The organism is Microbacterium esteraromaticum (genome assembly GCF_028747645.1).
Lineage (GTDB): Bacteria > Actinomycetota > Actinomycetes > Actinomycetales > Microbacteriaceae > Microbacterium > Microbacterium esteraromaticum_C.
On sequence record NZ_CP118100.1, the window covers coordinates 258,386 to 283,883 of the forward strand.

Here is a 25,498-nt window from a genome sequence, read left to right on the forward strand (position 1 = left end):
CGCACCTGTTCCGGCGCGCACTGCACTGGTTGGCTGTCGATCTGGCGGAGGGCCCGACCCGAACGGTGCTCCGCCGGTCCGGCAACGGCGCCCACCGGGAGCCGTCCGGCCGCTCACAAGGAAGGACGACGACGTGGCCACGACATCACGGCTCAGCGGACTGCGGAACCTCAGCATCGCCGACCGGCGCACCGCAGTGACAGACGCGATTGGCGGGCAGCCCGAACTGCTCACCGCACTGGACCCCACCTCGGACGAGGCGCTGACCATGGCGCAGGCCGATCGCATGGTCGAGAACGTCATCGGACAGATCGGCATCCCCGTCGGCGTGTGCACGAACCTCGTGCTCAACGGCCGCGAGGTGCTCGTGCCGATGGCCACCGAAGAGCCCAGCGTCGTCGCGGCGGCCTCGAACATCGCCCGCATGTCGCGCACCCTCGGCGGCGTCACCGCCACGTCGTCCGAGCCGGTCATGCAGGCCCAGGTGCAGCTGCTCGACGTCGCAGATCCGCAGGGCGCCCGCGCACGGATCCTCGAACGCAAGGACGATGTGCTCGCCCTCGCCAACGCCCAGGACCCCAAGCTGGTCGAGGTCGGCGGCGGCGCCCGCGACCTCATCGTGCGCACCGTGCACGGCCTGCTCGACGACCACCTCATCGTGCATCTCGTGGTGAACGTCGGCGACGCGATGGGCGCGAACGCCGTCAACACCATGGCCGAGGCCATCGCCCCGCTGCTGGCCGAGATCGCCCAGGGTCGGTCGCTGCTGCGCATCCTCACCAACCTCGCCGACATGCGCATCACCCGCGCCCGCATCGCCATCGCCCCCGACCAGATCGGCGGCCCGCAGGTGATCGACGACATGATCGCCGGTGCCGCACTCGCCTATGACGACCCGTACCGTGCCGCGACCCACAACAAGGGCATCATGAACGGCATCTCGGCCGTCGTACTCGCCACCGGCAACGACACCCGCGCGGTCGAGGCGGGCGCCCACGCCTACGCCGCCCGCGACGGACAGTACCGGGCCCTGTCGCGGTTCGAGAAGGACAGTGCCGGCAACCTCGTCGCGACCCTCGAACTGCCCATGGCCGTCGGGCTCGTCGGCGGAGCCACCAAGTCGCACCCCACGGCCCGTGCGGGCGTCGCCATGACCGAGGTGACCACCGCACGTGAGCTCGGCGAGATCATCTGCGCGATCGGGCTTGCACAGAACGTCGCCGCCGTGCGTGCGCTCGCCGCCGAGGGCATCCAGCGCGGACACATGGGGCTGCACGCCCGCAACATCGCCGTCGCCGCCGGGGCCACCGGCACCGAGGTCGACGACGTCGCCGCCGAACTCGTCGCGCGCCGGGCCGTGCGCGTCGACGTCGCCGAGACGGTGCTCGCCGAACTGCGCGCACGATGAGCGCGGTGCGCCAGCTCGGCCTGCCCATGACGCAGGCCGACCCGGGCATCGACGTCGACACGGTCGAGATCTGGGAGGTCGCCCCGCGCGACGGACTCCAGGCCGAGAGCGTCACCCTCGACGCCGACACCAAGGTCGAGCTCATCGAGCGGCTCGCGCAGGCCGGGGCGCGGATCATCGAGGCGGGCAGCTTCGTGCGCGCCGACCGCGTGCCGCAGATGGCCGACTCGGCCGAGGTGCTCACCCGCACCGCGGCGCTCGACGTGCGCACGCCCGTGCTCGTTCCGAACCTGCGCGGATACGAACTGGCCCGCGCCGCGGGCGCCGACGACATCGCCGTGTTCCTCAGCGTCACCGAATCGTTCTCGCAGCAGAACCTCGGCGCCGCCCGGGCGACCATGGAGGCGGCGGCCGGCGAGGTCGTCGCGCGAGCCATCGCCGATGGCGTGCGAGTGCGCGGCTATCTGTCGATGGTGTTCGGCGACCCGTGGGAAGGGGCGGTCGCGACCGACGAGGTCGTGCGTCTGGCATCCGTCATGCGTTCGTGGGGTGTCGAACAGCTCTCGCTCGGCGACACGATCGGCGTCGCGACGCCGGGGCGGGTGCGCGGGATCGTGCGCGCTCTCGTCGACTCGGGCATCCCCGTGGGCGAGATCGCCCTGCACATGCACGACACCTACGGCATGGCCGTCGCCAACGTGCACGCCGGCCTCGAAGAGGGCGTGCGCGTCTTCGACGCCGCCGCCGGCGGCGTCGGCGGATGCCCCTTCGCGCGGTCGGCGACCGGCAACCTCGCCACCGACGACCTCGTGTGGATGCTGGAAGGGCTCGGCATCCGCACCGGCATCGACCTCGATGCCCTCACCGAAACGAGCATCTGGCTCACCCGGGCGCTGGGCAAGGCGCCCACGTCACGCGTCGCGACGGCGCTGAGCCGCTGAGAAAGGAACTACCCGTGCAACAGCAACGACTGCTGGAGGTGTGGGGCGACACGGTCGACAGCCGGCACCTGCTCGGCGCCATCGGCCTGGGCGTCGGCATCGCCGTACCCGTCTACCTCTTCGCCGAGTGGGGCTTCGCCCAGCTCACCGACGGTGACGCCGTCGGACGCTCCTACGCGCTGGTGACGGGCCTGGCGGCCTGCATCGTCGCCGCCGTGATCGCGGCCAACCTCTTCAAGCCCAAGCGAGTGGTCACCATCGGTGCCGCCGCTGCCGGCGGTCGCGAAGACGCGATGGACGCCATCGAGGCAGAGCTCGGCCCGCTGGGCAACCCCGACGAGCTGCCGGCCGCCGCGCTGGCCGAGGTCAAGGAACTCGGGCTGTACGACGATCTGCTCGCCCAGCATCGCAAGAACCAGGCCCGTCAGGAGGCCGCACGATGATCGACACGCTGCTCGAACCCACCCTGTGGGCGCTCGGCATGGCCCTGGTCGGAACGATCGTCTTCGCCCTGATCGGCCTCGTCTCGGGGACGGATGAGACCGCCACGATCGCTCCGCTGACCCTGCTGGTGATCCTGCTCGGCGTGCCGCCGGCGGGCGTGTTCGCCTTCTTCATGGCATCCATCGCCGCCAAGCACATCACCCATGCGATCCCGACGACCCTGCTGGGGATCCCGGGCGACACCATGGCCGCACCGCTGTTGCGCGACGCGCAGATGCTGCGCGAGCTGGGCGTGCCGCACATCGCCCTGCGCAAGGCGATCTCGGGCGGTGTGATCGCCGCGGTCATCGCGGTGCCGATGGCGGTGTTCTTCGCATGGGTGCTCACGCCGTTCTCCGAGGCGATCAGCGCGGTCGCACCGTGGCTGTTCCTCGCCGCTGCGCTGCTCATCGCCGTGCTGTCGAAGGGACGCTGGGCGGCACTGATCGCTCTCATCCCGTTCGTGCTCGTGGTGGTGGGTCTGCAGAACTTCGCCGTCGGCGCCCTCGGCAAGGGCCTGTCGATCAGCTTCTTCCTGGGCATCGCGATCGGACCGCTCATCCTCGACCTGTTCCTGGCGTCGAGCCCGGCCGGTCGTGCCGGCCTCAAGCGCGACGCTCCGCGGTCGTTCGAGCTGGCCGCCGATGTGCGCACCTGGAAGGGACGCATGCCCAACCCGATGCGCGTGCTCGACCGCACCCAGCTGGGTGGCACGGCGGGAGCCGCGGTGATCTCCAGCGCGACGTTCGTGTTCTCGCCGGTGGCGATGACCGTGCTGATGGGTGAGCTGTTCGGCGGCCGCATCAAGAACGGCTACCGTCGTCTGACCACGATGATGGCCGTCAAGAACGGCACGACCGAGTCGACCTACATCGCCGAGACGCTCATCCCGCTGATCGCCATCGGCCTGCCGCTCTCGCCCATGGCCGCCGGGCCCGCGAACCCGCTGTTCAACGCCCCGCCGGTGTTCACCATCAACGCCGAGACCGGCGAGACGAACAACCTGCACGACATGCTCGGGCCGTGGGAGTTCCTGGTGTTCGGCCTCGCGGCGGTGCTGATCGCCCTGATCATCACGTATCCGTTCGCCATGACGCAGGCCCACAAGGCTGCGGCCTGGATCATGAAGAAGGTCTCGCACGAGGCCATCATCGGCGCCTTCGCCGGACTGATTGCCGTGATCTGCCTCTACGAAGGTGGCGTGGTCGCGCTGCTGGTGGCGATCAGCATCGGTCTCGTCGGTGGCCTGCTCAACCGCATGTTCCACATGCACACGGGCGTGCAGTTCATGGGCTACTACGTCGCGGTGCTCACAGTTCCGGCGGTCACGGCCCTGTTCGCCTGATCGACCCCCCGGGGTGACAGGGCTCCTCGTGCGTCGCACGGGGAGCCCTGTCGCATTCCGGCGGATCAGTCGCCGGCCAGCTCGTTGTGGATGCGCCGCAGATCTTCCATGAGCGATCCCACGAGGATCCAGTGATCGGATGCCGGCGGCCGCACCACCAAGGGGGCGGTCAGCGCCGGGATCACCGATGTCTCCGGCAGGGCCGGGTCGCGGGCATCCGAGGCCTGATGCGCGAGGTTCTGCACCGCGAGACGCACGTCGTGGCCCGCGCGGTGCAGCTGCTCGGCGATGGCCTGTACAGCGGGATCGTCGGCGAGGGCATCGTCGTAGTGGTCGAAGTATGCCCGCGTCATGCCGATCACCTGCGTCACGATCGCTGACAGCCGATCGTGCAGTGCGCGGATGTCGACCAGGTCATCGCGGTGGCGGGAGCGACGCGGATTCAGCGACAGCGATTCGTCGGCGGCGTGCAACGACTCGTCGGCCGACACCTTCATCGGCCGCAGCAGGCGCACCTGCAGCATCAGCTCGTGCAGCTGCGGTCCGGTGCGCACCGACGGCAGGGCATCGGCCAGGCGGTCGAGCGAGGCCGCCACCTCGCGCCCCAGCATGATCACGTCCCGCCGCGCGGGGGCCGAGAGCACCGGGGGAACGATGGCGATGTTCACGATGAAGCCGATCGCCGCGCCGATCAGCGTCTCGATGATGCGCTCCACGGCATAGGTGGGGTCGGAAGCACCGAGGGCGAGCACGAGCAGCGCCGAGATGGCGACCTGATTGCCGGTTCCCGGAGACGCACGAAGCGCCCAGGCGACCAGCATCGCCACGACCACCGCGGTAAGCACCACCCACCGCTGCGAGCCGAGCAGCATGGTCAGCAGTACGGCGATCACCACGCCGACGACCACCCCGGCGCTGCGCTCGAGCGCCTTGGCGAGCGACTGGTTGACGCTGGGCTGAACCACCAGAAGGGCGGCGATCGCGGCGAACACCGGCAGCTGCCCGGGGACCAGCCAGCCCGCCAACAGCCACGCCGCGATCGTCGCGGCGGCCGACTTCAGCACCTGCAGCAGAGGACCCCGCTGCGGGGCGCGGATCGCGGACGGCAGTCGCATACCTTCACGGTAGTCGTGGTCACCGGCGCCCCGCAGTCATCGACACCCCCAGCTGCCGTCGACACCCCGTGCTGTGGGCGTCAACAGGTGGGGGTGTCGACGCGAGGTGGGGGTGTCGGCGGAGCAAGGCTCGATAGGCGACAGGGCTCGACAAGAGACATGGTTCGATAAGAGACGTGGACAACACCCAGCGACTGCTGCACGCTCAGGCGCGCGCCCTGTGGGCGACGCTGTTCTGCTTCGTGCTCGGAGCCGTCGCCGGTCTCGCCGCGCTGTGGGGCACGGCGCGTCCTTTCACCGGCGAGGGGTCGGTGATCGTACCGACGGCCCTGATCACCGGTGTGATCACCGCCGGCGCGTTCGTCGTCAGCACGCTCATGCATCGACGCGGTGAGACGTTCCCGATGCCGCGCTGGCAGGCCGTCATCTCGGACATCGCGGCGATCGCCGTGACGATCGCGATCGCGGGGGTTGCCGGACTGGGCGTGCTGCTGGCCGGTGAGATCATCGGCACCGGACTGCAGGGTCTCGAGCTCTCGCCGATCGGCGGTGGCCTGATCGTCGGTGTCGCGGCCGCCGTGGGCGGGCGCCTGGCCTTCGACGCGGGGATCGAGCTGCGCACCGGCGACATCGCCGCGCTGCTGTTCGCCTTCCTGATCATCGGCACGCTGTTCGCGATGATCACCGCCGCCGACCCGACCTGGTGGCAGCGCAACTTCTCGCAGCTCGGTTCGGGAGGTGGCGGCTGGGCCTTCAACGGCACGCTCGTGATCGCCGGCATGCTCGTCGCCACGACCGGCCTGTACATCGGTCGCGATCTGCACCGCCTGTACGGGGATCGGATGCTACGACGCATCGCCGTCGTGGCACTGGCCTGGGTGGTGTCGGGGCTGGCGCTGGCCGCCGTCGGCCTGCTGCCGATCAACAGGTTCCCGACCGCGCACGACATCCTCGCGGTCGGCACGATGGTGCTGATCGTGGTGGCGGTGGTGCTGTCGGCCCGCGTGCTCGCGGGCGGTCGGATGCTGCGGGTGATCACGACGGTGCTGGTCGTGCTGGTCGTCGCCGCGGTGGTCATGACGGTGGCGTTCTCACTGATGTCGGTCACCGCCCTGGAGAGCATCGTCATCGGTCTGGTGCTGCTGTGGATGACGACCTTCGCCCGTGTTCTGGCCATTCTCGGCCCCACCCGATCGCGGCCTTCGCACACGGTGTCGCCGCTGCGCACCGAGGCGCGCACGCCCCATCCGGCGTAACCTCTCACCGAACGTTCGGCTTCCCACCGCAGAAGGTGGCATTGTTGGTGGTGAAGCGGTGGGGACGCGCGGAGATACGGTGCCATTCTGGGTACCGGAGTGGAGCGCGCCCGTGAACCGGTTCTTCCAGCGGATCGTCGGCCTCGCGGTGGTCCTGATCGTGGCGCTCGCCGCGGGACTGCTGTGGTGGGGCATCGCCGTCACCGACCCTCCGTCGATGTGGCAGCCCGCGCACGTCACGCTCTCGGGCATCTGGGATGTCGTGTACAACACCCAACTGCCCGATCTCGGCGTGCTCGCGGTCGCGCTGGGGATCGCGCTGATCCTGGTGCTGTTCGTCGTGGTGGGCGAGCGCGTGGTCGCCAATCGCTATCGCCGCGCGGGTGTCGAGGTGACACGGCTCACACTGGCACCGCAGACCGTCATGGCACGCACCCGCGGGGTCTTCGCCGGTGAGGTCACCGTGACGGTGCTGATCCCCGCGCACAATGAGCAGGCGTCGCTGCCCCACACGTTGACGTCGTTGCGTGAGCAGACGCTGGCGCCGCTGCGCGTGCTCGTCGTGGCCGACAACTGCACCGACCGCACTGTCGAGGTCGCGCGCGCCCACGGCGCCGATGTCTTCGAGACCGTCGACAACGCTCACAAGAAGGGCGGCGCACTCAACCAGGCGCTCACCGACCTGCTGCCGAGCATGGGCGACAACGACTGCGTGCTGGTGATGGACGCCGACAGTCAGATCGGAACCGGCTTCATCGCCGAGGCCACCCGCCGGCTGACCGACGACCGCGCGCTGATGGCCGTCGGCGGCCTGTTCGAGGGCGAAGAGGGGCATGGGCTGCTCGGCCAGTTCCAGCGCAACGAGTACACCCGGTACCGGCGCGAGATCAGCCGACGCGACGGGCGCGTGTTCGTCCTCACCGGTACGGCGTCGGTGTTCCGGGCATCCGCTCTGCGCGCGGTCGCCGACGCGCGCGGCCGTGACCTGCCGGGCAAGGCCGGCGAGGTCTACGACACCGCCGCGCTCACCGAGGACAACGAGCTGACCATCGCCATCAAGTCGCTCGGCGGGCTCACCGTCTCGCCGAAGGGTTGCACCGTGATCACCGAGCTGATGCCGACGTGGCGGATGCTGTGGGCTCAGCGGCTGCGGTGGCAGCGCGGCGCGCTCGAGAACCTGGGCGCCTACGGCGTGACACCGCAGACGATGCGGTACTGGGCGCAGCAGATCGCGATCGGCTACGGCGTGATCGCCCTGTTCGCGTACTTCGCCCTGCTGTTGCTGATGGTGCTGGCAATGGACACCTGGGTGTGGTTCCCGTTCTGGCTGTGCATCGGTCTGCTGTTCGCCGTCGAGCGGATGGTCACCGCGTGGCGCGGCGGGTGGCGGGCTCGCGTGCTGGCTCTGCTGATCTTTCCCGAGCTGGTCTACGACTGCTTCTTGAACCTCGCGTTCCTCAAGGGCGTCGTCGAGATCGCCTTCGGCCGCAGAGCGACCTGGAAACACGTGCAGCACGCGCCCGAGGAGGTGGCGTCGTGATCGCGCCGACCGGGATTCTGCTGCCCGAGAGCCTGCTGTACACCGACTGGTTCGGTGTGCTGGCCACGTTCGTCGCGATCAACACCGTGATCTACGTCGTGCTCGGCGTGATCAAGATGACGCCGAAGATCCGATGGGGACGCCGCACCGGCGCCAACCGCAGGTCACAGACCCGGAGCATCCACCCCGATGCGGCGCCGTAGTTCGGATAGCTCCCTGCCCAGCTCGGGGGCGGGCGTGGGCATCCCGAGATGGAAGCCCTGGCCGAGACGTGCTCCCAGGCCGCGCGCGACATCGAGGTGCTCGGGCTGCGAGATACCCTCGACGACCAGTGGTGCGCCGACCTCGCGCGCCGCCGCGAGCGCCGGTTCCAGACGGGCACGCGCGTTGGCATCCGCCACGATCTCCCAGAACGGGGCGCGGTCGACCTTGACGATGTCTGGACGCGCGGCGAGGATGCGCGCGGCATCGGCGTCGGCGGTGCCGGCGTCGTCGACCAGCAGCATGCCACCGAGGTCCGTCACGAGGGCGCGGATCTCGGCCAGATCAACATCGGTGGGACCCTCGGTCAGCTCCAGCCCCCACGGGCGGCGAAGTCCCGCCAGGACGTCGGGCAATGCCGGATGCCGAAACGTTGCACCCGCGGCATTCACCGTGACGAACAGGTCGTCGGGCAGTGCCGCTGCGGCGACGACCGCGGTGCGGATCAAGGCGATCTCGAGGACAGTCTGCTCGCCGCGTCGGGCGGCGTCATCGAGATGCTGCACGGGGGAACGCCCGTCGGCGAAACGCGCGAGTGCCTCACAACCGACGACGCGCCATTCGGCCAGATCGACGATCGGCTGGAACACGGCGCTGTGTGCGACCGGCACCTCTTCAGAGGCAGGTCCACCGCGCGAGATCACGATTCAGTCTACCCCCGGGGAGCGGAGACACTGATGGACACACACCGGATCGCACTGCCAGAAGCCGACGAGATGCGGTGGCTGCGCTCGGACATGATGCGCGGCATGCTGCGGCGCACCTCCACGTACTCGATCGTGACGGCCGCGCTCATGCTGCTGTACTCGGCGCTGGGGTTGGCCGAGCTGTTCGAGGACGACATCTCGCTGTTCGAGGTCGTCCTGTCGTGGGCGATCTTCGCCGGCGGTCTGCTGTTCGCCCTTCTGGTGGCCGTCGGTGGCAAGGAGCTGCCGCGATGGGTGGGGCTGGGGCTCGTCGTGGCGCACACGAGCGTATCGGTCTACTACCTGGGGTTCTCGGATGAGCGGCAGAACGCGATCGCCGCACTGCAGGAGGCGCCGATCATGGCGATGTACTTCTCGTGGTTCTACGGCGCCCGTCTCGCGCGGCCCGGGTGGCTGATCATCCTCGGACTGCTGGGAGCGGCGATGCTGGCGGGTCCGTTCGCCGGCCCGGATGCCGATCAGGCACCCGCGCTGCTTGGGCCGGTGAACATCATCTCGGCGGGGCTGTTCACCTGGTTGTGTCTGGAGGCGGGGCTCTTCGTGCGGCATCGGGTGCGGCTGGAGAGCAACACCGATGAGCTGACGGGCGTGCTGAATCGGCGTGGGTTCCTCGGGCGGGCACGGGGCGAGCTGCGCCGGGCGCACCGCTACCGGCGCCCGGTCAGCATCGCGCTGATCGACCTCGACAAGTTCAAGGAGATCAACGACGGCGCGGGTCACGCAGCGGGAGACGACCTGCTCAAGACGCTCACCGCGCAGTGGATCTCGCTGTCCCGATCCTCTGACACGGTGGGCCGGCTCGGTGGTGACGAGTTCGCGTTGCTTCTTCCTGAGACCGATGAGCAGGATGCCCGAGTGGTGCTTCGGCGCATGCGGGGGCTCGCGTCGCACCCGTGGTCGTGGGGCGTGGTGCAGGCGTTGCCGAGCGAATCGGTCGACGACGTGCTGGCCCGCGCGGACGCGCAGATGTACGACCGCAAGCGATCGGAGTGAGCGGGGGCGCCTTTTCGGTTTCGACGCCATGGTGTTAGGTTAGGTGAGGCTTACCAAAGTAGGCCTTCGCCGGTTCTCCTGTGCCGGCACCTCCCGAAACCCGACCCGAAAGGGACGCCCGTGCGCATTTCCCGTCTGATGGGCCTCGGAGCCGTTGCGGCCGTGGCCGCCGGCCTCGTCGCCTGCTCGCCCGCCACCACCACGCCGGAATCGACCGCTGGCACGGACTCCTCCGGCGCGTTCCCGGTCACCATCGAGCACGTCTACGGCGAGACGACCATCAACAGCGCGCCGGCGCGCGTGGCCACCGTCGCGTGGTCGAACCACGAGGTTCCGCTGGCGCTCGGCATCGTGCCGGTCGGCATGAGCAAGGCCACGTGGGGCGATGACGACGGCGATGGAGTGCTGCCCTGGGTCGAAGACGAACTCGCCGCGCTCGGCGTCGACACCTCACTGATCGGCGACGAGCAGGCCGCGGCCGCCGGTGAGGTGCCCGTGCTGTTCGACGAGACCGACGGCATCGACTACGAGGCGGTCGCCGACACGAACCCCGACGTCATCCTGGCCGCCTACTCGGGCCTGACCCAGGAGGAATACGACACGCTGTCGAAGATCGCTCCCGTCGTCGCCTACCCCGAGGTCGCCTGGGCCACTCCGCTCGACCAGATGATCGAGATGAACTCTGCGGCGCTCGGCCTCGCCGCCGAGGGCGACGCGCTCATCGACGACCTGCAGGCGCAGATCACCACGGCCCTCGATGCCAACAGTGCGCTCAAGGACTCGCGGGTGCTGTTCAGCTACCTCGACATGAACGACCTCAGCCAGATCGGTGTGTACACCAGCCACGACACCCGCCCGGGCTTCCTGGAGGGCATCGGCCTGCCCACCCCGGCCATCGTCGAAGAGGTCACCGAGGGCACCGACGGCTTCTACGTGACCGTCAGCGCCGAGCAGGCCGAACGCTTCGATGACGTCGATGTGTTCGTCAGCTACGGCGACGACTCGACCATCGCCACGCTGCAGGCAGACCCGCTGCTGTCGAAGATTCCAGCCGTCGCCGCCGGCAACATCGCCATCCTGCAGGACAGCACTCCGCTGGCCGCCTCGGCCAACCCCTCGCCGCTGTCGATCGGCTGGGGCATCGACGAGTACTTCGCACTGCTGGCCGACGCCGTCGCCGGCGAGTGACCCCGCAACGCCCGAACCGACTGCATCCGACAGGCACCGCGAGATCATGACCGTGACCGCCGCACCCGCCGCTGTGTCGGGCGCCGCAGACCTGCGTCGCCCGACACTGGTGCGCATCGGCTGGCTCGGCGTCGGGGTGCTCGTCCTGCTGTTGCTCTGCGCGCTCTCGGTGGCCTTCGGATCGCGCTCGGTGACGATCGACGACATCCTGGCCGGCCTCGCCGGACACACCGACACCGTCTCGCAGGCCGCCGTCGTCAAGCGCATCCCACGCACGGTGCTCGCCATCCTCGTCGGCGCCGCGCTCGCGCTCGCCGGGGCCACCATGCAAGCCGTCACCCGCAACCCGATCGCCGATCCGGGCATCCTCGGCGTCACCAATGGCGCGTCGCTCGCGATCGTCATCGGCATCGCGTTCGTCGGTATCACGCATCCGCTCAGCTACATGGGGTTCGCGATCGTGGGTGCCGCGCTCGCGGCGGTGTTCGTGTACCTGGTCGGTTCGCTCGGCCGTGGGGGAGCGACCCCGCTGAAGCTCGCGCTGGCGGGCGCGGCCACCTCGGCGGCCTTCGCGTCGCTCATCAGCGCGATCCTGTTGCCGCGGGTCAACGTCCTCGGCAGCTTCCAGGCCTGGCAGGTCGGCGGAGTGGGAGGCGCGGAGTGGTCGCGCATGGCGATGGCCGCCCCCGTGCTCGCCCTCGGCGCCCTGATCTGCGTGCTGAGCGCACGTGGGATGAACTCCCTCGCGCTCGGCGACGACATGGCGGCGGGGTTGGGTGAGAATGTGGCCCGCACGCGGATGCTGTCAGCGCTGGGGGCCGTGATCCTCGCCGGCGTCGCCACGGCGATCGCCGGCCCGATCGGCTTCGTCGGGCTCGTCGTGCCGCACATGTGTCGGATGCTGGTGGGCACGGACCACCGGTGGTTGCTGCCATTCTCGGCGTTGGCCGGTGCCGCCCTGCTCGTCGCCGGCGACGTGATCGGTCGGGTCGTCTCACCCACCGAGGAGATCCAGGTCGGGATCGTCACCGCGATCATCGGCGCCCCGCTGTTCATCTGGATCGTCCGCCGACAGAAGGTGCGTGAACTGTGAACGTCGTCGCTGCATCGGGTGCGCAGGCCGTCATCGCGGGGCGTCGACGTCGGCGACGCCGGCACGCCGTGTCGAGCATGGTGCTCGCCGCCCTCGTGCTGGCCCTCTTCGCCGTGTCGCTGATGGTCGGCAACACGTTCTACCCGCCCGAGCAGGTGCTCGCGGTGATCCGCGGTGAGCAGGTCGCCGGAGCATCGTTCACCGTCGGCGAGCTGCGGCTGCCGCGCGCGATCACGGCGGTGCTCGCCGGAGCGGCATTCGGCATCGCGGGCATCACCTTTCAGACCATGCTGCGAAACCCGCTGGCATCCCCGGACATCATCGGCATCACCGCCGGCGCCAGCGCCGCGGCCGTGCTGGGGATCGTCGCCTTCTCGCTGTCCGGAGCAGGGGTGTCGCTGTTCGCTCTCACCGGAGCGCTGCTGACCGCTCTGGCGATCTACCTGCTCTCGTACAAGGGCGGATTCTCGGGAGTGCGGCTGATCCTGATCGGCATCGGCGTCGCCGCGATGCTGCAGGCGGTCATCTCATACCAGCTCTCGCGCGCCGCCGACTGGGACATCCAGTCGGCGATGCAGTGGCTGACCGGCAGTCTCAACTCGGCCAGCTGGGAGCGGCTGCCCCCGCTGCTGGCGGTGTGCGCGATCGTCATCCCGTTGATGCTGTTGCGCCAGCGCAGCCTGAGCGTGCTGCGCCTCGGCGACGACTCGGCCGCAGCCCTCGGGGTACGCGTGTCGGGCACCCGGCTCGTGCTGATCATCGGAGCCGTCGCGTTGCTGGCGTTCGCGACCGCCGCCGCCGGCCCGATCGCTTTCGTCGCCTTCATGTCGGGGCCCATCGCCGCCCGCATCACCGGGCCCGGCGCGAACCTGCTGGTGCCATCGGCGCTGGTGGGCGCGCTGCTCGTGCTCGGCGCCGACCTGATCGGTCAGTTCGCGCTCGACGGGCGCTATCCGGTCGGCGTGATCACCGGCATCCTCGGTGCCCCCTACCTGATCTACCTGCTCATCCGCACCAACCGCTCGGGAGGATCACTGTGACCGAGCCCACGATTCCGCATCACACGCTGAGCGCCGAGGGCATCACCCTCGGCTACGGCGACCGCACCGTGATCGCCGACCTCGATCTCGCCATCGCGCCGGGGCGCATCACCGCGATCGTCGGCGCGAACGGCTGTGGCAAATCGACGCTGTTGCGTGCGCTGGCGCGCCTGCTGCGACCGGATGCCGGCGAGGTGCGCCTCGACGGTGCGCCACTGCGCAGCATGCACACCAAAGAGGTCGCCCGCATCGTCGGCCTGTTGCCGCAATCGCCGCTGGCGCCCGAGGGCATCGCCGTCGCCGACCTCGTCGGGCGTGGGCGGCACCCGCACCAGAAGGCGCTCGCGCGCTGGACCGCCCACGACTACGAAGTGGTCGCCGACGCGCTGCAGGCCACCGGCATCACCGACCTCGCCGACCGCAGCATCGACGAACTCTCGGGCGGGCAGCGCCAGCGCGTCTGGATCGCGATGGCCCTCGCGCAGGAGACCGACATCCTGCTGCTCGACGAACCGACCACGTTTCTCGACGTCGCCCACCAGGTCGACCTGCTCGACCTGCTCACCGATCTGTGCCTCTCGCGCGGCACGACGATCGTGATGGTGCTGCACGACCTGAATCTCGCGGCGCGCTACGCCGATGAGCTCGTCGCGATGAGAGCGGGGCGGGTGCACGCCTGCGGTGCGCCCGAGCAGATCCTCACCAGCGAACTCGTCGAGGAGGTCTTCGGGATGGCCAATGTCGTCACCGCGGATCCCGCCTCAGGAAAACCGATGATCACACCGATGGGAAGGCACCATGTCCTCTGAAACGAACGCGCCCACCGCCACCCGCACGCGGCCCTCCTTCGTGCTCGGCCTCGCCGAGGTGAAGACGGTCGAACGCGTCTCGCCAAGCTTTGTGCGCATCACGTTCGGCGGTGATGAGCTCGACGAGTTCGGTACGCCGGGAGACGTCTTCGACGTGCGGATCAAGCTCGTCTTCCCGCCGGCATCGGGCATCCTCCCGCCGGTCGATCGCGACGACGACGATTGGTGGGGCGCCTACCTGGCTGTGCCTGAGGCCGAGCGCGGTTCGATGCGCACGTACTCGGTACGCGATCTGCGTGTCGGGCCCGAGGGCACCGAGATCGTCGTGGACTTCGTGCTGCACCTGGAGCCCGGGCTCACCGGCCCGGCGTCTCTGTGGGCGAGCACCGCGGCGCCGGGCGATGCGGTGCTCATGGCCGGTCCGCGCCGGGGGCGCCCCGACCGCGGCGGCATCGAGTACGCCCCGGGTGATGCGGCGCAGGTCTGCCTGGTCGGTGACGAGACGGCGGCGCCGGCGATCGCGCGCATCCTCGAAGACGCCCCGCGCGACCTGCGCGGCATCGCCTTCATCGAGGTGCCGCAGGCTGCCGACGAACTCGCGATCGACGCGCCGAAGGGCGTCGAGGTGCACTGGCTGCCCCGCGGCGATGCCGCACATGGTCTGCGGGTGATCCCGACCGTGCTCGACTACCTGGGCGAGTCCACGGGCGACGCGATCGTCGTGCAGGACGCCGAGGGCGAGGACCTGGTGTGGGAGACGCCCGTGTACTCGGGATCAGGTGAGAAGATCAGCGCCGCGGATACGGCGACCGCCGAGCGCTACTTCTGGATCGCCGGCGAGAGCGGCGTCGTCACGACCCTGCGCCGACACCTCGTGAAGGGGCTCGGCATCGACCGTGCCCAGGTCGCATTCATGGGCTACTGGCGCCGCGGCGTCGCCATGCGCGGCTGAGGGCGGCGTCTCCGAAAACAGGCTCGTTACCGAGAACAGGATGGATCTGTGGCATCCGTCCTGTTTTCGGGATTTGTCCTGTTCTCGGGAGGTGGGAGCGGATGCCCGGGCTCAGCCCTGGCGTCGCACCATCTCGGCGATCCAGGCCGGAGCGAATGGCGAGGTGCAGTTCGGCGGGGTCGGGTAGTCGGCGAGCACCTGCAGGCGGTTGCCGATCTCGAGGGCGCGCTCGCGGTGCGTCGGATGCTGGATGCCGATCTGCGCGAGGGTCTCGTTCATCGCCCATTGCTCGCGCGACGGAGCATCCTTCAGCTCGCGCTCGATGCGGTCGAGCAGCGCGTCCAGGTCGAGTCCCTCCGGTTTCTTGACCACGCGCGCCGTGGTGAGCGACCAGGCTGCGGCGCGCGCATCGGCATCCGCGTCGTCGAACCACCGCTCCCGCAACGCTTCGGCGTGGGGTGACTTCTTGGCGATGTAGTTGACCAGCCAGTCGTGCGCCTTTGCCGAACGCGTGCTGCGCAGCATGCCGTCCACTTCGGCGACAGACAGCTCGCGTGGCTTGCTGATCAGCACGCCGAGCAGCTGCCCCGCGACGTCGTCACTCGCCCACAGTTCGCGCGCCAGATCGGTGTCCATGCCCACCCGCTTGGCCAGTGCTCGCAGTTTGGCCAGATTCACCCCGTGGGCGTCGCCGTGCCGCTCATTGACGGCACGCGCAGTGGGGTCTTCGAGTGCAGCGATTTCTGCCAAGGCATCAGTTGCAGTCATGGTCGACATGCTCATCATGGTAGGCGTGCTGTTGGCAGAAGTGGCCCCGGTTTTCTAGAATCGGCAAGACCGCGGTGACCGCCACCGCAGGAGGGACGTCGATGTCCGACCAGATCTTCACCTATGCTGCGCTCGCTCTCTACTTCGCGGCAATGCTCTTCATCGGCTACATCGCCTATCGGCGAACCGATGACCACGAGGACTACATGCTCGGCGGGAGGAATCTGCCGCCGTGGGTCGCGGCACTCAGCGCCGGTGCCTCCGACATGTCGGGCTGGCTCGTCATGGGTCTGCCCGGCGCGATCTACCTGACGGGCCTGATCGAAGCGTGGATCGCCATCGGTCTGACGATCGGTGCGTACCTCAACTGGCTGCTGGTCGCCCCGCGACTGCGCGCCTACACCGAGGTCTCGCGCAACTCGATCACCGTGCCGAGCTTCTTCGAGAACCGCCTGCGCGACAACACGCGCCTGCTGCGTATTCTCTCGGGCATCGTCATCCTGGTGTTCTTCACCCTGTACATCTCGGCCGGTATGGTCGCCGCGGGCGTGTTCTTCGAGAGCTCGTTCGGCGGTGAGTACCTGTTCGGCGTGGTGCTGATCGGTGTGATCACCCTGCTGTACACCCTCTTCGGCGGGTTCCTGGGGGCCTCGTTCACCGACGTCGTGCAGGGCGTGATGATGATCATCGCGCTGATTGTCGTGCCGATCGCGGCGGTCATCGCCATCGGCGGTATCGACGAGACCACCAGCCTGATCGCGGCGAACACCGGCGACGGACACCTCTCGTGGTTCGGTGGCACGGCCATCACCGGCGCCACGATCCTGGCGATCGTGTCGTCGCTCGCCTGGGGCCTGGGGTACTTCGGGCAGCCGCACATCATCGTGCGGTTCATGGCTCTGCGTTCGCCGCAGGAGGCCAAGAGCGCCCGCCGCATCGGCATGTCGTGGATGGTGATCTCGCTCTTCGGCGCGATCATCTCGGGCCTGGTCGGTATCGCCTACATGGCAGCCAAGGGCATCGACCTCGCCGACCCCGAGACAGTCGTGCTGGTGATGTCGCAGACGCTGCTGCACCCGTTCATCGCGGGTCTCGTGCTGGCCGCCGTGCTGGCCGCGATCATGAGCACGATCTCCAGCCAGCTGATCGTGTCGTCGTCGGCGCTGGTCGAGGACCTGTTCAAGGTTGTCCGCAAGGACGCGCCGAAGCCGAAGACGCTCGTGCTGATGGGACGTGCGACCGTGCTGGTGATCGGCCTGATCGCCATGCTGCTCGCGTTCACCCCGAACGACACGATCCTCGAGCTGGTCTCGTTCGCGTGGGCCGGATTCGGTGCCGCGTTCGGTCCGCTGATCCTGCTCAGCCTGTTCTGGCGCCGCCTGACCAACTGGGGTGCCCTGGCGGGCATGTTCGTGGGAGCCGCGACGGTGTTCATCTGGAAGGCGCTTGACACCGGCCTCTACGAGTTGCTGCCGGCATTCGTGCTCGCCCTCGTTGTGGCGGTCGTGGTGAGCCTGCTCACCTACCGCAAGAACGACGAGATCGAGAAGGAGTTCACCGACACCGGGACGATGCTCACGCTGCCGCGTCCGCACGCGGTCGGCGACATGCCCTGAGTCGGATGCTACGGGCGTGGCGGAGCCGTCGACGCGCGTACGACCAGTTCCGGTCGTACGTCGACGGCATCCGTCACGTCCGTGCCTTCCAGCTGCGAGATGAGTCGCAGCGCCGCCGCACGCCCCATCTGCTCGAAGGGCTGGCGGACCGTGGTCAGGGCTGGTGACGCGAAGCCGGCCAGCGCGATGTCGTCGACGCTGACCACCGAGACGTCCTCGGGCACGCTGCGCCCCGCCTCGTGCAAGGCGCGGATCAGCCCGAACGCCATCTCATCGCTCGAGACGAACACTGCTGTGGCGTCGGGGATCGAGGCGATGATGCGCCCGGCGCGGTAACCCGACTCCGGCGTCCAGTCACCGGCGATGACCGGTGGCGGAGTGATGCCGCGCTCGGTGAGCACCTGTTCCCACGCCTCTTGGCGCTGCTGCGTCTCGAGCCAGTACTCGTCACCGGGTACGTGCCAGACGGTCTTGTGGCCGAGATCGAGCAGGTGCTCGACGGCGAGGCGCGCGATCGCATGCTGGTCGAGCAGCAGAGGTGCATCCGGATCGACCGAGGCGCGCTCGTTGCGCGTCGACGGGGTCCGGTCGGTGCGCAGTCGCATCGCCGGGCTGTCGAGTTCGACGGGGACGCCGAGGACGATACCTTCGGCGCCCTGCCGTTCGAGGCGGTCGAACGCCTCGATGAACGCCTCGGGCGAGGCGTGATCGGCGACGGAGGCGGTGGTCACGGTGTACCGATGGGCGGCGGCGGCCTGCTCGATGCCGACGCCGACCGCGGCGGTCGAGTAGCGGTCGGTCGATACGACGATGACGCCCAGGATGCGGGACCGGCCGGATGCCAGTGATGCCGCGGCCGCATGCACCCGATAGCCGAGCTCTTCGACGGCGGCGAGCACGCGTCGGGCGGTCTCGGGGCGCACGTTCTGCTGCCCGGACATCACCCGCGAGACGGTCTGCGTCGAGACCCCGGCCATGCGGGCGACGTCGACCTGGTTGGGTGCGCGATCTTCGGATGGGTGACGCGGAGACATGTGCTCATGCTAGCGACCGTTCAGGATTGGCCGGTTCCCCCGGTGGATGCCACAATGAGAGCGCAAACATCGTCTTCAAGGGAGATTCATGTCCACCTCCGTATCCCCGTCGCTCGTCTGGCGCGACGGCGAGATCCTGCGCGACGGCAAGCCGCACCGCATCCTGTCCGGCGCGGTGCACTACTTCCGTGTGCACCCGGATCAGTGGGAAGACCGCCTGCGCCGGTTGGCTGCGATGGGCGCGAACACCGTCGACACCTACATCGCCTGGAACTTCCACGAGCGCGTCGAGGGCGAATACGACTTCTCGGGCTGGCGCGACGTCGCCCGCTTCATCCGCATCGCCGGCGACGTCGGCCTGGACGTCTTCGTGCGCCCCAGCCCCTACATCTGCGCCGAATGGTCGAACGGCGGCATCCCGTTCTGGCTCTCGGGACGCACCCGCGCCCTGCGCACGATCGACCCCGAGTTCCTCGCCGCGGTCGATGCCTGGTACGACCAGCTGATCCCGCAGCTTGTGCCGTTGCAGGCCGCCCACGGCGGGCCCATCCGCCTGATTCAGGTCGAGAACGAGTACGGCTCCTACGGCAGTGACGCCGACTACATGGCGCACCTGCGCGACGCGCTCACCCGGCGCGGCATGGTCGAACTGCTCACCACGGCCGACGGCACCACCGCCGACATGGTGCGCAACGGCAGCACGCCGGGCGCCATGGGCACGTTCACCTTCGGCACCGGCGTGCCGGCCGCCGTCGAGCTGCGCCGCGACGACGAGCACCTGATGTGCAGCGAGCTGTGGGGCGGCTGGTTCGACCACTGGGGCGAGCAGCACCACGTGCGCTCGGCAGACAGCATGATCGCCACCGTCGACGAGCTTCTGCAGGCCGGCGGATCGGTCAGCATGTACATGGCGCACGGCGGCACCAACTTCGGGCTGTGGGCCGGCGCGAACCACGACGGCCTCATCCAGCCGACCGTCACCAGCTACGACTCCGATGCTCCGATCGGTGAAGACGGCACGCTGAACGACAAGTTCCACGCGCTGCGCGCCGCCTTCGCCCCGTTCCACGACGGCGAACTGCCCGCGGTGCCCGACGCACCACGGCGCCAGTCTGCGGCATCCGCACCCCTGGCGACGCAGGCGCCGCTGCTCGACATCGTCCGCGCCGTGCCGGTGACGGCGCACGCACCGGTGCCGCTGACGTTCGAGGCGCTCGGCGCCGAAGACGGGCTCGTCGTCTACGAGGCCGACATCACCTACCCCGAGGGCGCGACCGTCGGCATTCTCGGGCTGCGCGACCGCGCCACGCTCTACCTCGACGACGTGCGCCTGGGCACGTTCGAGCACGACGGTGAGCACACCCTTGCGCTGCCCGCAGACGGCGGCAGCGGACGCCTGACGATCATCGTCGAGAGCCTGGGACGCATCAACTACGGCCCGTTCACGGGCGAGGCCAAGGGCATTCTGCAGGGCGTCGTCATCAACGGCCGCCGCTACGTGCACGGCTGGGACCACCGGGTGCTCGGCGACGCCGTGCCGTCGGGTGCGGGTGCGGATGCTGGCGGTGCGGCCGATGCCGCCGGCCTCGCTGCAGCCACCTTCGACGTGACCGATGTCGCCGATGCGTGGCTCGCGTTCCCCGGCGGGGCCAAGGGCATGGTGTGGCTGAACGGCTTCCTGCTCGGCCGCTACTGGGAGCGGGGCCCTCAGGAGACCCTGTACGCCCCGGCACCCCTCTGGCACGCGGGCACCAACGAGGTCGTCGTGCTCGACACCGACCGCCTCGGCGCCACCGTCGAGATCCGCGAACAGCCCGCTTTCGGCCCCGTCGAGGAGTTCATCGGCAGCTGACGCGCCGCGCCGCTGCCGCTCTCGCGACGCTGCCGCGCCGCGCCGCTTCGCGCCGCTTCTCCGCTGAGAAACCACTTCCCGTTCGAGAAACCACGCCACACGTGGTTTCTCAGACGGGAAGTGGTTTCTCACGGGTAGGGGGCAGGGCGAGGTGGGGAGGGAGTTGTCCACAGGGGGTGGGGGAGAGGGACGCGAACTTTCCACAGGCGGGTTTCGGATGCCCGTGACCCGCCATCATCGTCGGATGCCGTTCCAACTCGTCGACCGTGCCGTCACCGTTTCACCGTTGCCGCTGCTCCTCATCGAAGAAGCGCGGATGCTCGGGCAATCCGTCTCGCGGGCGACGCACCGCCGCATCCGCAAGGGCGTGTATGTCGATGGCGCCGCCTATGATGCGCTGAAGCCCTGGGAGCGGTACGCCGTGCGGGTGCTGGCGTTCGCCCGGCGGCATCCGTCGGCGGTGCTCTGCCTCGAATCCGCGGCGGTCGTGCTCGGCTTGCCGACGTTCGGCGAAGCCCGCGACATCCATGTCTACGATCCGGATCGCGCGGCATCCCGGCGCTTCGGCGACGTTGCCGTGCACACCAGCGACGATCCTCGCGCAGTGACGTCGGTCGATGGCATCCTCGTGACGACGATGATCGACACCGTCGTCGATCTCGCCCGCGTGCTGCCGCCCGCCCAGGCCCTCGCCGTGGTCGACGCGTCGATCTCTTCCGTGCAGGGCGGCTCGCAGGCTCTGCCCGAACTGTCGGCGCGGGCGGCGTCCCAGCGCGCCCGCCGCGGGCGCGTGCACCTGCGGTGGCTCTGGGAGTTCGCCGACGGGGCCGCCGAATCGCCGGCCGAGAGCGTCAGCCGGGCGGTGATCGAGTGGGTCGGCTTTCCGCGGCCAGTGCTGCAGCGCACGTTCCGGTACGAGGGGCACCGCGATCGGGTCGACTTCCACTTTCCCGAATCGGATGCCATCGGCGAGGTCGACGGGTGGGAGAAGTACGCGCTGGCAGATCCGGATGCCGCGGCGCAGCGCCTTGCTGATGAGAAGCGCCGGGAGGACAGGCTGCGGCGCTACGGGCATCCGTTCGCTCGGTGGGATCTGGCCGAGGCGTGGCGGGTGGATCCTCTCGTTCGGGCGCTGCGCGCCGCCGGCATCCGACGTACGTACGCTCCCCACTCCACGTTCCTGGCGACTCTCGCGTCATACTCCCCACGCACGGTCCGAGCCTCTCGCTGAGAAATCACTTCCCGTACGAAAAACCACCTCCCGCGTGATTTCTCAGACGGGAAGTGGTTTCTCAGCGGTGGGCGCGACGAGCGCGACGAGCGGGGCGGGCGCGCGGGCGGGGGTCAGCCCTTCACGGCGCCGGCGGCCAGGCCGCTGCGCCAGTAGCGCTGCAACGTGAAGAACAGGATCACCAGCGGGATGACCCCGAGCAGCGCGCCGAGCATGACCGCGCCCTTGTCAGGCGAGAAGTAGCTCATCATGCCGTACAGGCCCAGCGTGACGGGCTTGAGCTCGGGGCTCGAGACCATCATCAGCGGCAGCAGGAAGTTGTTCCACGTGGCCACGAAGATGAACAGGAAGATCGTCACCATGGCCGGGCTCAGCAGACGCAGCACGATCGTGAAGAAGATGCGCGCCTCGCTGGCTCCGTCGATCCGGGCGGCTTCGAGCAGCTCGGTCGGAACCGACGACTGCGCGAACACCATGCCCAGGAAGACCCCGAACGGCGAGACGGCCGACGGGATGATGATCGCCCAGATCGTGTTGGTCAACCCGAGCGCACTGAACTCGATGTACAGCGGCACGGTGAGCAGCGCCACCGGCAGCAGCAGGCCGGCCATGATGACGCCGACCGCGATCTTCTTGCCAGGGAACGCGAACTTCGCGATCGCGTAGCCGGCCATCACGGCGAACAGCGTGCCGATCACGCCGGCGCTGACCGAGTACAGGATCGAGTTGGCCACCCAGCGCCAGAACAGGCCCTGGGTCCAGCCCATGAGGCTGTCGTAGTTGGTGTGCAGGTTCCAGTCGGCGAACCAGAACCCGAACGACGAGGTGAGGTCGGCGTTGTCCTTGGTGGAGGCGACGATCAGCCAGAACACCGGTACCAGGAAGTACAGCATCGCCACGACGAGGACGATGACGCCGAGCGTGCGGGCCAGCGGCGTCGGCGCGATCGAACGGGGCGGCTCATCGGCGCCGCGGGGCTTGCCTGCGCGACGGGGAACGGTTGTGAGAGTCGTGGATGCCATGATCATGCATCTCCCTTACGGCGCTGCAGCAGCGCGTAGACGATTGCGAGCGCACCGGCGATGACGGCCATCAGCAGGGAGTAGGCCGAGGCGGGGCCGCTGCCCGAGGGTGAGATCTCACCCATCATCGAGTTGTAGGTGAGCATCATGGGCGTGAAGTCCTTGCCCATCCACGAGTTGGCGCCCTCCATGATCACCGGTTCGTTGAAGAGCTGGATCGTGCCGATGATCGATAGCAGCACGGCCAGCAGCGCGGCACCGCGCACCATCGGCACCTTGATGCGCGTGGCGATCTGAAAGCCGGTGGCGCCGTCGAGCCGGGCGGCCTCATACAGGTCGCGCGGGATCGCCTGGAGCGCCGACAGGAAGATCAGCATGTTGTAGCCGGTGTACGTCCACGTGGTCATATTCGCCATCGACAGCAGGATCGTGCTCGGCGCCATGAAGTCGGTGCCGGCGGGCAGGTAGTCCATGAACGGCGACACCTCTGGCGTGTACAGGTACAGCCAGATCATCGCGGCGATCACGCCCGGCACGGCGTAGGGCAGGAAGAACGACAGCCGGAACAGCGCCGGTCGTCGCACGATGAACGAGTCCAGCAGCAGCGCCAGGGCCAGCGCCACGATGATCATCACCGGGATCTGGAACGCCGCGTAGAGCACGACGCGACCCATACCGATCCAGAAGGCGCTGTTGCCGATGGCAAGGGCGAAGTTGTCGAAGCCGACGAAGGTGTCGACCAGTTCGCCGCCGCCGTAGAGCCCGCCGCCGGCGGGCATCTGGCTGTAGAACGCCGAGCGGATCGAGACGATGATCGGCACGAGGAAGACGACCGCGAACAGGATCGCGAAGGGCAGCAGGAACAGCCAGCCCGTGAGTCCTTCACGACGGATGCCCTTGCCTCGTCGTCTGCGCGGATGGAGGGTATCCGGGTCTCCGCCGGGCTGCGGCCCGGCGTTGCGCGTAGCACTGAGGGTAACGGTCACGGCTAGTGCGTCCTTACTACTCACAGCGACGGCGGAGGGCCCGGGGTGCCCTCCGCCGTCGGCATCATGTGTTGTTGCGATCCGCGATCAGTCGGCGACCGGAAGGCCGAGGTCGGTCAGCGCGGTCACGGCGCTGTCCTGAGCGGTGGCGAAGATGTCGGCGACCTGAGCGCCGCCCGTGGCTGCCGCGGCGGCCGTCTCGTTCATCTTCGACAGCGTCGAGAAGCCGGGGGCGTACGGGAAGTCCGGGTTCATGTTGGCCGTGGCGGTGGCGAGCTCGGCCATGACGTCCTGACCACCGAACTGGCGGAGCATCTTCTCAGGCGTCTTCACCTCGCCCTGGGCGGCGACCACCAGGCCCTGCGAGGCGAGGTCATCGATCTGGGTGTTGAACCAGTCGTTGAACTGCATGGCCTCGGCCGGGTACTCGCAGCCCTTCAGCACGGCGACGCCCGAGCCGCCGTCGGGGCCGCTGAGCGCTCCGGCGCCGAAGTCGGGCAGCTGTGCGACGCGCCAGGTGCCTTCGGCGTCGGTGCCGTCGAGCGAGTCGAGCAGGAAGCCGGCCTCCCAGGCCGCGCCGATGTGGCCGATCAGCGTGCCGTCGTTCAGGGCAGCGGTGAAGGCTTCGCCCCAGCGCTCGGTGGCCAGGGTCTGGTCGTTGTCGAGGAGGTCCTGCCAGAAGGCGGCGACCGTCTCGGAGCCGGCACCCTGGGCGTTGACGGTCCACGCGTCGCCCTCGGTGCCGAACCAGGTGTCGCCGGCCGCGGCCGACTGCGCGGCGAGCCAGTTGTGGGCCTCATCGGGGGTGAAGGCGGTGGCGTACTTGCCGGCCGCCGCTGCCGTTGCCGAACCGGCGGTGAGCTCGTCGACGGTGGTCGGCACGTCGAGACCGAGCTCGGCGAAGGCGGCCTCGTCGTAGAAGTAGACCAGGGGGCCTACGTCCTGCGGAAGGCCGACGATGGCGTCGCCGACGCGCATGCCGCTGAAGGCTCCTGCCGAGTAGTTGTCCTCGTACGTGGTCGCCTCATCGGCGACGTCTTCGAGCAGGCCCTTGACGAACAGCTGCGGCACCTCGGAGTACCCGGTCTGCGCCAGGCAGGCGGCGTTCCCGGCCTTGACGTCGGTCTCGAGCTTGAGGATCATGTCGGTCGCGGCGCCGTCGAACTTCGTCGTCTTGACCTGGATGTTCGGGTTCTCGTCGTTCCAGCGCTGGACGATCTCGTTGACGGACGTCATGCCCTCGCCGTCGGGCAGGCGGTGCATGTACTCGATCGTGATGGGCTCGTCGCCGGCGGATGCGCCGCCGGATTCGCTGCTGCACGCGGCCAGGCCGAAGGCCGACAGGGCGCCGACCGTGACGACGGCGGCGGTGCGAGTGATGCGAGGGGTGGATGCCATGGCTGTGCTCTCCGGTGAGTGCGTAGGGGTAGGGGTGGATGCGCCCGCGCGCGGGGATCTCCGTGGCCATTAAACATCAGAGTGTTTGCGCTCACAAAACGAGATGTATGGGAGAAACGCTACGTATCAGAACTTTTTAGGCAACGCTCCCATGCAGGGATCTTGAGTTGGGGAATACCCCAGGGGGGTATCTTGTAGTACCGTGGTGGAGGTACCCCCAGGGGGTACTCGAATCGAAGGAGAGAACATGACCACCACCGAGTTCCAGATCACCGGGATGACCTGCGGCCACTGCGAGATGTCCGTGCGCGAGGAAGTCACCCAGGTCGCCGGCATCGACAGCGTCGACGTCAGCCACACCACCGGTCGCCTCGTCGTCACCTCCGCGGCCCCCGTCGACGAAGCCGCCGTCATCGCCGCCGTCGACGAAGCGGGCTACCGGGCCGTCTCGGCCTGACCC

Annotated in this window: 24 protein-coding genes; 17 read left to right on the forward strand and 7 right to left on the reverse strand. The window is 68.9% G+C overall.

Going from position 1 to position 25,498, the window contains the following annotated elements; translation table 11 throughout:
• Positions 1 to 133 precede the first annotated feature (133 nt).
• Genes PTQ19_RS01220 through PTQ19_RS01235 form a run of 4 tightly spaced genes read left to right on the forward strand, consistent with a single transcriptional unit; the run spans position 134 to position 4,177 of the window.
• A complete protein-coding gene (locus tag PTQ19_RS01220) occupies positions 134 to 1,408 on the forward strand; it encodes a hydroxymethylglutaryl-CoA reductase, degradative (protein WP_179409332.1) in 1,275 nt (424 codons plus the stop codon).
• Positions 1,405 to 2,349 carry a hydroxymethylglutaryl-CoA lyase gene (locus PTQ19_RS01225; RefSeq protein WP_274368143.1) on the forward strand — a complete coding sequence of 315 codons (945 nt, stop codon included), beginning with the start codon at positions 1,405 to 1,407 and terminating at the stop codon, positions 2,347 to 2,349. Before PTQ19_RS01220 ends, PTQ19_RS01225 begins: the two co-directional genes overlap by 4 nt.
• A gap of 14 nt (positions 2,350 to 2,363) precedes the next feature.
• A complete protein-coding gene (locus tag PTQ19_RS01230) occupies positions 2,364 to 2,792 on the forward strand; it encodes a hypothetical protein (RefSeq protein WP_274368144.1) in 429 nt (142 codons plus the stop codon).
• On the forward strand, positions 2,789 to 4,177 hold the full coding sequence (locus PTQ19_RS01235; protein WP_224818263.1) for a tripartite tricarboxylate transporter permease: 1,389 nt from the start codon (positions 2,789 to 2,791) through the stop codon (positions 4,175 to 4,177). Before PTQ19_RS01230 ends, PTQ19_RS01235 begins: the two co-directional genes overlap by 4 nt.
• A 65-nt stretch (positions 4,178 to 4,242) precedes the next feature.
• Here the strand turns inward: PTQ19_RS01235 and PTQ19_RS01240 are convergent, their stop codons facing one another.
• Positions 4,243 to 5,292 carry an FUSC family protein gene (locus tag PTQ19_RS01240; protein WP_274368145.1) on the reverse strand — a complete coding sequence of 350 codons (1,050 nt, stop codon included), beginning with the start codon at positions 5,290 to 5,292 and terminating at the stop codon, positions 4,243 to 4,245.
• Between the two features lie 176 nt (positions 5,293 to 5,468).
• Here PTQ19_RS01240 and PTQ19_RS01245 point away from each other — a divergent pair, with 176 nt between their 5' ends.
• The 3 genes from PTQ19_RS01245 to PTQ19_RS01255 all read left to right on the forward strand — a co-directional run bounded on the left by PTQ19_RS01245 (position 5,469) and on the right by PTQ19_RS01255 (position 8,291).
• Positions 5,469 to 6,548 carry a DUF998 domain-containing protein gene (locus PTQ19_RS01245; protein WP_274368146.1) on the forward strand — a complete coding sequence of 360 codons (1,080 nt, stop codon included), beginning with the start codon at positions 5,469 to 5,471 and terminating at the stop codon, positions 6,546 to 6,548.
• A 79-nt stretch (positions 6,549 to 6,627) separates the two neighbouring features.
• Entirely contained in the window at positions 6,628 to 8,088 is a 1,461-nt protein-coding gene (locus tag PTQ19_RS01250; RefSeq protein ID WP_274368147.1) for a glycosyltransferase family 2 protein, read from the forward strand.
• On the forward strand, positions 8,085 to 8,291 hold the full coding sequence (locus PTQ19_RS01255; RefSeq protein WP_241263490.1) for a hypothetical protein: 207 nt from the start codon (positions 8,085 to 8,087) through the stop codon (positions 8,289 to 8,291). Before PTQ19_RS01250 ends, PTQ19_RS01255 begins: the two co-directional genes overlap by 4 nt.
• Here PTQ19_RS01255 and PTQ19_RS01260 read toward each other — a convergent pair.
• The gene (locus PTQ19_RS01260) at positions 8,253 to 8,993 is read right to left on the reverse strand and encodes an EAL domain-containing protein (protein ID WP_274368148.1); all 741 of its coding nucleotides are present in this window, start codon (positions 8,991 to 8,993) and stop codon (positions 8,253 to 8,255) included. The genes PTQ19_RS01255 and PTQ19_RS01260 overlap by 39 nt on opposite strands.
• Positions 8,994 to 9,026: 33 nt before the next feature.
• Here PTQ19_RS01260 and PTQ19_RS01265 point away from each other — a divergent pair, with 33 nt between their 5' ends.
• The 6 genes from PTQ19_RS01265 to PTQ19_RS01290 all read left to right on the forward strand — a co-directional run bounded on the left by PTQ19_RS01265 (position 9,027) and on the right by PTQ19_RS01290 (position 15,131).
• Positions 9,027 to 10,049, forward strand: coding sequence for a GGDEF domain-containing protein (locus PTQ19_RS01265; RefSeq protein WP_274368149.1), 1,023 nt, complete (start codon positions 9,027 to 9,029; stop codon positions 10,047 to 10,049).
• Positions 10,050 to 10,169: 120 nt separating this feature from the next.
• Positions 10,170 to 11,237, forward strand: a complete 1,068-nt coding sequence (locus PTQ19_RS01270) for an ABC transporter substrate-binding protein (RefSeq protein ID WP_274368150.1) — start codon at positions 10,170 to 10,172, stop codon at positions 11,235 to 11,237.
• A gap of 46 nt (positions 11,238 to 11,283) precedes the next feature.
• Positions 11,284 to 12,330, forward strand: coding sequence for a FecCD family ABC transporter permease (locus tag PTQ19_RS01275; protein WP_274368151.1), 1,047 nt, complete (start codon positions 11,284 to 11,286; stop codon positions 12,328 to 12,330).
• Positions 12,327 to 13,370, forward strand: a complete 1,044-nt coding sequence (locus PTQ19_RS01280; protein WP_274368152.1) for a FecCD family ABC transporter permease — start codon at positions 12,327 to 12,329, stop codon at positions 13,368 to 13,370. The genes PTQ19_RS01275 and PTQ19_RS01280 overlap by 4 nt, the downstream gene beginning before the upstream one ends.
• Complete coding sequence (locus PTQ19_RS01285; protein WP_274368153.1) at positions 13,367 to 14,179, forward strand: ABC transporter ATP-binding protein; 813 nt, start codon at positions 13,367 to 13,369, stop codon at positions 14,177 to 14,179. Before PTQ19_RS01280 ends, PTQ19_RS01285 begins: the two co-directional genes overlap by 4 nt.
• The gene (locus PTQ19_RS01290) at positions 14,169 to 15,131 is read left to right on the forward strand and encodes a siderophore-interacting protein (RefSeq protein ID WP_274368154.1); all 963 of its coding nucleotides are present in this window, start codon (positions 14,169 to 14,171) and stop codon (positions 15,129 to 15,131) included. The genes PTQ19_RS01285 and PTQ19_RS01290 overlap by 11 nt, the downstream gene beginning before the upstream one ends.
• Before the next feature lie 111 nt (positions 15,132 to 15,242).
• On the opposite strand, the gene PTQ19_RS01295 is transcribed toward PTQ19_RS01290, so the two are convergent.
• Entirely contained in the window at positions 15,243 to 15,908 is a 666-nt protein-coding gene (locus tag PTQ19_RS01295) for a DNA alkylation repair protein (RefSeq protein ID WP_274368155.1), read from the reverse strand.
• 92 nt (positions 15,909 to 16,000) lie between these two features.
• Here PTQ19_RS01295 and putP point away from each other — a divergent pair, with 92 nt between their 5' ends.
• Entirely contained in the window at positions 16,001 to 17,515 is a 1,515-nt protein-coding gene (gene putP / locus PTQ19_RS01300) for a sodium/proline symporter PutP (RefSeq protein ID WP_179409322.1), read from the forward strand.
• Positions 17,516 to 17,523: 8 nt separating this feature from the next.
• Here putP and PTQ19_RS01305 read toward each other — a convergent pair whose 3' ends face one another.
• On the reverse strand, positions 17,524 to 18,549 hold the full coding sequence (locus PTQ19_RS01305) for a LacI family DNA-binding transcriptional regulator (RefSeq protein WP_206550694.1): 1,026 nt from the start codon (positions 18,547 to 18,549) through the stop codon (positions 17,524 to 17,526).
• 88 nt (positions 18,550 to 18,637) lie between these two features.
• Between PTQ19_RS01305 and PTQ19_RS01310 the strand changes: the two genes are divergently transcribed.
• A complete protein-coding gene (locus PTQ19_RS01310; RefSeq protein ID WP_274368156.1) occupies positions 18,638 to 20,401 on the forward strand; it encodes a glycoside hydrolase family 35 protein in 1,764 nt (587 codons plus the stop codon).
• A 244-nt stretch (positions 20,402 to 20,645) separates the two neighbouring features.
• Entirely contained in the window at positions 20,646 to 21,632 is a 987-nt protein-coding gene (locus tag PTQ19_RS01315) for a hypothetical protein (protein WP_274368157.1), read from the forward strand.
• Positions 21,633 to 21,745: 113 nt separating this feature from the next.
• Here the strand turns inward: PTQ19_RS01315 and PTQ19_RS01320 are convergent, their stop codons facing one another.
• From PTQ19_RS01320 to PTQ19_RS01330, 3 genes are all read right to left on the reverse strand, one after another.
• On the reverse strand, positions 21,746 to 22,654 hold the full coding sequence (locus PTQ19_RS01320; protein WP_274368158.1) for a carbohydrate ABC transporter permease: 909 nt from the start codon (positions 22,652 to 22,654) through the stop codon (positions 21,746 to 21,748).
• 2 nt (positions 22,655 to 22,656) lie between these two features.
• Positions 22,657 to 23,640 carry a carbohydrate ABC transporter permease gene (locus PTQ19_RS01325; protein WP_274368159.1) on the reverse strand — a complete coding sequence of 328 codons (984 nt, stop codon included), beginning with the start codon at positions 23,638 to 23,640 and terminating at the stop codon, positions 22,657 to 22,659.
• An 87-nt stretch (positions 23,641 to 23,727) separates the two neighbouring features.
• Positions 23,728 to 25,038, reverse strand: coding sequence for an ABC transporter substrate-binding protein (locus PTQ19_RS01330; RefSeq protein ID WP_274368160.1), 1,311 nt, complete (start codon positions 25,036 to 25,038; stop codon positions 23,728 to 23,730).
• Between the two features lie 247 nt (positions 25,039 to 25,285).
• Between PTQ19_RS01330 and PTQ19_RS01335 the strand changes: the two genes are divergently transcribed.
• Positions 25,286 to 25,495, forward strand: coding sequence for a heavy-metal-associated domain-containing protein (locus tag PTQ19_RS01335; RefSeq protein WP_179409314.1), 210 nt, complete (start codon positions 25,286 to 25,288; stop codon positions 25,493 to 25,495).
• Positions 25,496 to 25,498 lie beyond the last annotated feature (3 nt).